4 protein-coding genes are annotated in these 6,780 nt (G+C 40.8%); 2 read left to right on the top strand and 2 right to left on the bottom strand.

All coding sequences use genetic code 11. From position 1 onward, the window contains the following. Positions 1–168 precede the first annotated feature (168 nt). Positions 169–2,976, top strand: a complete 2,808-nt coding sequence (locus JKY90_08700) for an AAA family ATPase (protein ID MBL4852335.1) — start codon at positions 169–171, stop codon at positions 2,974–2,976. Between the two features lie 345 nt (positions 2,977–3,321). Further along, entirely contained in the window at positions 3,322–3,747 is a 426-nt protein-coding gene (locus JKY90_08695; GenBank protein MBL4852334.1) for a DUF937 domain-containing protein, read from the top strand. A gap of 165 nt (positions 3,748–3,912) precedes the next feature. Here JKY90_08695 and JKY90_08690 read toward each other — a convergent pair whose 3' ends face one another. Further along, complete coding sequence (locus JKY90_08690; GenBank protein ID MBL4852333.1) at positions 3,913–4,731, bottom strand: GTP cyclohydrolase I FolE2; 819 nt, start codon at positions 4,729–4,731, stop codon at positions 3,913–3,915. Positions 4,732–4,755: 24 nt separating this feature from the next. Continuing rightward, positions 4,756–6,705, bottom strand: coding sequence for a 1-deoxy-D-xylulose-5-phosphate synthase (gene dxs / locus JKY90_08685; protein ID MBL4852332.1), 1,950 nt, complete (start codon positions 6,703–6,705; stop codon positions 4,756–4,758). Between the last annotated feature and the right edge of the window lie 75 nt (positions 6,706–6,780).

Genomic DNA, 6,780 nt, shown 5'->3' with positions numbered 1-6,780 from the left:
GGGCAGAAAAAGCCAAACCAATATTTTTAGCAGGCTTAGCGAAATAATGCAAAGAAACATAACAAGAACATCAAGATCGTTCGCTATCACTCACTGGGACGCGCAAAAAGCACGCGCCCCTTATGTAAAACGTTATGTGAAAAAATGATCACTTAGGAAGTCTGAAAAATGAATAAAGGAACACGATTTTATAAATGTGACTTTCAAGTTCATTCGCCACGAGATATTAATTGGAATGGCGATCGAGCAATAACTGATGACGAGAGAAAGTCTTATGCTGAAGAATTCGTAAAAAAATGCAGAGAACTTGATTTAAATGCTATCGCGATTACCGATCATCATGACTTTGCATTTTATCCATATATTAAAAATGCAGCGTCTTCAGAATCAACTGATGATGGAAATGCCATCCCAAAAGAAAATCAATTAGTTGTATTTCCCGGGCTAGAGTTAACATTTTCAACACCAGCATCCTGTCAAGGGATTTTAATACTTGATGCAGAATTCCCCCAAGAATTATTCGGCTTAGTCTTGAGCACAATTGGCGTTGTTCCTAAGCCTAGCAATGAAGCAACAACAGAAGAAACGACCCCGATACCTACAGCAATAATAAGTAGCCTAACTGACTTTTATAAAAAGTTTGACGCAATTGATTCATTGAAAGGTAAATATATTTTACTCCCAAATGTTTCTGATGGTGGTCATGGCTCAATACTACGTAGAGGGTTTTACGAGCATTATATTAAAATGCCATGTGTTGGGGGCTACGTAGATGGTGATATATCACAAAGAGAAGGACATCAAAACATAATAAACGGAAAAGATCGTAATTATGGATTTAAATCTATTTCTGTAATACAGACATCTGATAATAGGCATAGAGATTTTTCAAAATTAGGCCAAAATGTTTCATGGATAAAGTGGGCTGAACCAACATCAGAGGCGTTGAGACAAGCTTTTTTAGCAAAAGAATCTAGGCTTTCGCAGTCATTACCAGAAACCCCTCAAATTTACATAACAAAAATTGATGTTACAAACTCTAAGTTCTTAGGGTCGTTTTCACTTGAGTTCAATCAACAATATAACGCCTTCATAGGTGGCCGAGGAACCGGGAAATCATCAATTTTGGAGTATTTAAGATGGGGACTATGCGACCTTGGAGAACAGGATAGCATTTCATCAAATCAGTCTGAAGTTGATAGAAGACGGCAGTCTTTGATAGAAAAAACATTAATTCCGTTTAATGGCGATGTACGTGTTACGTTTAGTTTAAACGGAATTCAACATGTAGTAAAAAGGAATTCTGTATCGAAAGAAACATTGCTTAAAATTGGAGATGGTGACTTTGAAGCGGTGAGAGAAGAAGAAATCCGAAGAATATTGCCTATTCAAGCATATAGTCAAAAACAGCTTAGTAGTGTAGGTGTTCGAACAGATGAACTTAAACGATTCATTCAGCTACCTATTGCAAACCAACTAAGTAATTTAAAATTCAAAGCATCGGATATAGCAAAAGAAATAAATAGCACTTATAACGATTTTGTTAGAAAACGTGAGGTTCAAAATGAGATTGATCAATTCAATCTAGAAATTAAGTCACTTAACGAACAGGTAGAGAGTTTACGAAAAACTCTTTCTGGTATAACTGGAGAGCATCAATCTATAATATCTAAAAAGCAAAAATATTCATTAGAAAGCGGAATAATAAATAAATCTCAACAAGAATTTATAACAGTAAGAAATAGTATTGATGAGTTAAGCAATTCTATAAATAAATATCCTGAGCAACATACAATTACTGAGCAGTTTGAAAATAAGGAATTATTTGTAAAAATTGAAGAAGAAAGAGTAAAGGAATTTGATAATTTAAAGGAGATTGTTTCTCAATTAAAGGCCGCTGTTAACCCTGAAAAACAAACCGAATATATTTCTCTAATAAAACAATGGGATGAATTAAATGGTAGGTTCAATACTGATTATGAAGCGGCTAAAGCCACTACTTCTTCAAATCAAATGCAATTGCAGGAAATAACTAGGATCGAACAAAGATTGCAGGAATTATCGGATTCACTAAACGAGCGTAATGCGGTATTGAAAGAGCTAGGAAGTCCAGAGGTAGAGTTTGACGAGCTAAGAGCTGAATGGTTCAATTTGCACCAGTCAAAAGTGGATTTACTAAATGTACAAGCTGAAGAATTTGCTATTTTATCTAAAGGATTAATTAAAGCGGAAATAACTAAAAGCATTGATGTGGTAAAAATAAAAAACCAAATTGCCAGAGCCTTACAAGGCACAAGAATACAAGAAGTAAAGATTCAGTCTATTTGCGACCATATAATTGAAAGTGAAAATCCATTAGAGAGCTATAAAGAAATTGTAAATGAATTAAAACTATTGGCAGAGCAAAAAACATCAGAGGATAAAAAAGTAGAGATACCTGACACTGGTCTACTTTCAGAATGTGGTTTTAATGATGGAAACAAAACAAGAATAATTCAAATATTAACCCCAAATAATTGGTTGGATATCGCAACAACAGAAATTGAATTTAATCCTGAGTTTAAATACACGACAAACAAGGAAATGGGAGATCAAATACTTTTTTCAGAAGCATCAGCTGGGCAGCAAGCGACCGCATTATTAACCGTGCTATTAAATCAGCCCGGCGCACCCTTACTAATCGACCAGCCAGAAGATGACATTGACAATAGAGCCATTGAAGAAATAATTAACAATATATGGGATGCAAAGAAAAACAGGCAACTAATATTCACAAGTCATAATGCCAATCTAGTCGTAAATGGTGATGCGGAGCTTGTTGTTTGTTGTGATTATAAAGAATCTGGCAGCCAAACTCGTGGCGCAATCGTAACTGAAGGTTCAATAGATTCGCCTGAAGTAAAAGATCAAATTACTTCGGTAATGGAGGGTGGAGAAAAAGCCTTTAGGCTTCGGAAAGAAAAATATGGCTTTTAGTTATCGAATGAATCACATAACAAATAGCTCCAGCGGACAATTTAAAGCGGCACTTGTTTTGCTTACGCAAAATCGCGCCACTTTAAATTGCCGCTGAGCAAAGCGTTATAAATTCAAAATATGATGGAAAGTATAGGGGTAGCTCAGTGCTTTAAACTGTGTGAATTCAGGATACCTAGGATCTTCTAGGATGGACACGTGTCCTCTTCAGGACCATTTTATATTTGGACAAGCCTACTCCTGGTAAAAATAACCATACAACGTTATGATTCTATAAGGTTCATTGGTTTTATGAATCTTGGTTTTTCAACGTGCACCAAAAATATAAATAAATGCAGGAGAACAATGATGAATATTGCTAATCTGGCAACTGAAATATTTATGAAAAAAATGGGTGCATCAGGTAGTTCAGGTGATATTACCTCTGCATTGACGAGCCTTTTAGGTGGTAATAGTGGAGGCGGTGATAGTGATATTGATATCATGGGATTGGTATCAAAATTTCAATCAAAAGGTCTGGGTGGAGTAGTCTCTTCATGGCTTGGAGACGGTGACAATGATGGCATTTCCACAGATCAGGTGACTAATATGCTCGGTGAATCTAATATCTCTGAGTTTGCATCCAAAATTGGCGTGGATCCCAGTACTGCACTGAATGGTCTAAAAGATACCATTCCAGACATGATCGATCAATCTAGTAGCGGTGGCTCACTGCTAGATAGTGTTGGTGGATTGGGTGGCGTATTGAATATGGCTAAAAAACTCTTCTGATTAATATTGAACTGAACTTGATCTGACCATACAAGCTTGCAAAAAACCGATAACTGTCATATCAAGTAAGCTGTGCTGTCTAACTACGCTAGTACAATTCAATCGGCTGCTACGGCCATCCCTTGTTGCGAACGCTATGTTTCTTACAGGTGTTGTTAATAGGGGTTATAAATGAGCTTGCTTGTCTTTTTCGATTAAAGCGTAAGCTGAATGGTTATGAATTGACTCGAAGTTTTCTGAGGCAACGGTATAGGCTAGCACACGATCATCTTCGTTAAGGCGCATGGCAATATCGCGTACTATGTCTTCAACAAATTTCGGGTTGTCATAGGCGCGCTCAGTTACATATTTTTCGTCGGGGCGTTTAAGTAAACCATAGAGCTCGCACGATGCTTCAGACTCAACATAATCAATGAGTTCTTCAATCCAGATAAAACCACCAGCTTTAACATTAACCGTCACATGTGACCGTTGATTATGCGCGCCATAGTCAGAGATTTTTTTTGAACATGGACACAGGCTAGTCACCGGCACGACAACTTCGACCCATAATTCAGTTTTCCCTTGATTGCTTGATCCGGTAAATTTTATTTCGTAATCAAGCAGGCTTTTTACGCCGGAGACAGGGGCGGTTTTTTCAACGAAGTAGGGAAAACGCATTTCAACATGACCTGATTCAGCATCAAGACGCTCGGTCATTTCACTGATGATGTCACGGAATGAGGCCACAGAAATTTCACGTTCATGTTCATTTAATACTTCAACAAAACGTGACATATGCGTGCCTTTAAAATTATGCGGTAAGTGCACGTACATATTAAAATTTGCCACGACATGTTGTTCTCCACCGGTACGGTCTTGAATACGTACAGGATGGCGAATGTCTTTTATTCCTACTTTATTGATGTCGATGCGTCGTGTATCAGGCGTGGCCTGGACATCAGCGATAGGGTCTGCGCTGCTGCTTTCTGTGTCGAGGACCATGTTAGGGCTTCCTGTTAGCATAATTTAAGGGAGGGATACTTGAGTGATACGCCAGGTTTTAGCTGACAGAACTTTAGTCTTGGCTTTGACACTATTATAGGCCATAAATTCCGTGATTTGCTTGTCAATTCCGTCACGATCAAGGCCATATTGTTGTAACAGTTGCGTTTGAGTGCCGTGTTCGACAAAATAATCTGGTAAGCCAATATTGAGTATATGGGGCGTCAAATGGTGAGATGCAAGGGTTTCATTGACACCACTACCAGCACCGCCGGCAATAACGTTTTCTTCAATAGTGACGATGGTGTGATGTTGCAGGGCGAGTTCAACGATCAGTGTTTCATCGAGTGGTTTAATAAAGCGCATATTAACAACGGTTGCATCGAGCCCTTCAGCAACGTCCAGCACTGTGTCGAGCAGGGTGCCAAATGAAAGGATAACAATGCCTTTACCTTGGCGCCGTACTTCGGCTTTGCCAATAGGTAATGCTTGCATTTCGGTTTGTATTTCTACACCGATGCCACTACCACGTGGGTAGCGTACGCTAGCAGGGCCGTCATGCTGAAAACCGGTGTAGAGCATTTGTCGACACTCGTTTTCATCAGCGGGCGCCATTATCATCATATTAGGCACACAACGTAGGAAGCTGATATCCAGGTTGCCAGTATGTGTTGCGCCATCGGCACCGACTAAACCGGCACGGTCAATGGCAAACAAGACGGGTAGGTTTTGTAGCGCGACATCGTGTACCAGTTGATCATAGGCTCGTTGTAAAAATGAAGAATAAATGGCAACAACGGGTTTTAAACCATCACATGCCATGCCGGCAGCCATGGTAACGCTGTGTTGTTCGGCGATACCGACATCAAAATAGCGTTTTTCAAAGCGCTTTGCGAATTCAACCAAGCCAGAGCCACTGCACATGGCAGGAGTAATAGCGATGAGTCGCTGATCTTGCTCCGCCATATCGCAAACCCAGTCACTAAAGACATCGGTAAACGATTTTTTCTTTACGCCACTGTTGGCAGTACTTGACTTGCCGGTATTGCGGTCAAAGGGTGAAACACCGTGATAACTGGTGGGGTTTTTTTCGGCGAGCTCAAAGCCTTTACCTTTTTGTGTGACGACGTGTAAAAACTGAGGCCCTTTCATTGTACGCATATTCTTTAATGTGCGGACCAGCACATCAAGGTCATGGCCATCGATGGGGCCAATATAGTTAAAACCCAGCTCTTCGAATAACGTACCGGGAATCACCATGCCTTTAAAGTGTTCCTCAGCGCGACGCGCTAATTCCCATACCGGTGGTACACGACCTAACAATTTTTTACTTCCCTCTTTCGCGCTTGAGTAAAGTTTCCCCGAGAGGATGCGTGCCAGATGGTTTGACATACCGCCGACATTGGCTGAGATCGACATCTCGTTGTCATTGAGAATAACAAGAAGGTTAGTGTCAAGGTCGCCCGCGTGATTTAGCGCTTCAAAAGCCATGCCTGCGGTCATTGCGCCATCACCAATAACGGCGACAGTTTTTCTGCCTTGTTGTTCGTGTTGTGCGGCAATGGCCATACCTACGGCGGCACTGATTGAGGTGCTCGAATGACCCACACCAAAGGTGTCGTAATCGCTCTCGCTACGCTTGGGAAAGCCAGAAAGACCACCATGTTGGCGCATGCTGGACATACGTTCACGGCGACCAGTAAGAATCTTATGAGGATAGCTCTGATGGCCGGTATCCCATACCAGGCGATCAAAGGGTGTGTTATAGACATAGTGCAGTGCGACGGTTAGCTCGACAGTGCCTAGACCTGCGGCGAAATGGCCGCCCGTTGCGGCAACAGAATCGATTAAGAAGTTTCTTAGTTCATCGGCAAGTTGGGGTAGTTCCGCACGCGTGAACTGGCGTAAATCTTCAGGTTTATTAACGCTTTCAAGGAGTGGGTAAGCGGCGGAATTGGGTGAGCGATCTGACATATTACTGCTTGATAGAACCTGATGTCGGCATGTTGTATTGTCGCTATTATAGCACCCCTTAATGTTAACAGGCTC

Source organism: Gammaproteobacteria bacterium, assembly GCA_016765075.1.
Classification (GTDB): Bacteria; Pseudomonadota; Gammaproteobacteria.
The sequence above is the reverse complement of the archived record's forward strand: the minus strand, read 5'-3'. Positions and strand labels throughout refer to the sequence as shown.

What these genes read in the sequence shown, in the direction of transcription:
- JKY90_08690 (MBL4852333.1), bottom strand. Translation starts at nt 4,731, where the DNA reads ATGGTCCTCGACACAGAAAGCAGCAGCGCAGACCCTATCGCTGATGTC.
- JKY90_08700 (MBL4852335.1), top strand. Translation starts at nt 169, where the DNA reads ATGAATAAAGGAACACGATTTTATAAATGTGACTTTCAAGTTCATTCG.
- JKY90_08695 (MBL4852334.1), top strand. Translation starts at nt 3,322, where the DNA reads ATGATGAATATTGCTAATCTGGCAACTGAAATATTTATGAAAAAAATG.
- dxs (MBL4852332.1), bottom strand. Translation starts at nt 6,705, where the DNA reads ATGTCAGATCGCTCACCCAATTCCGCCGCTTACCCACTCCTTGAAAGC.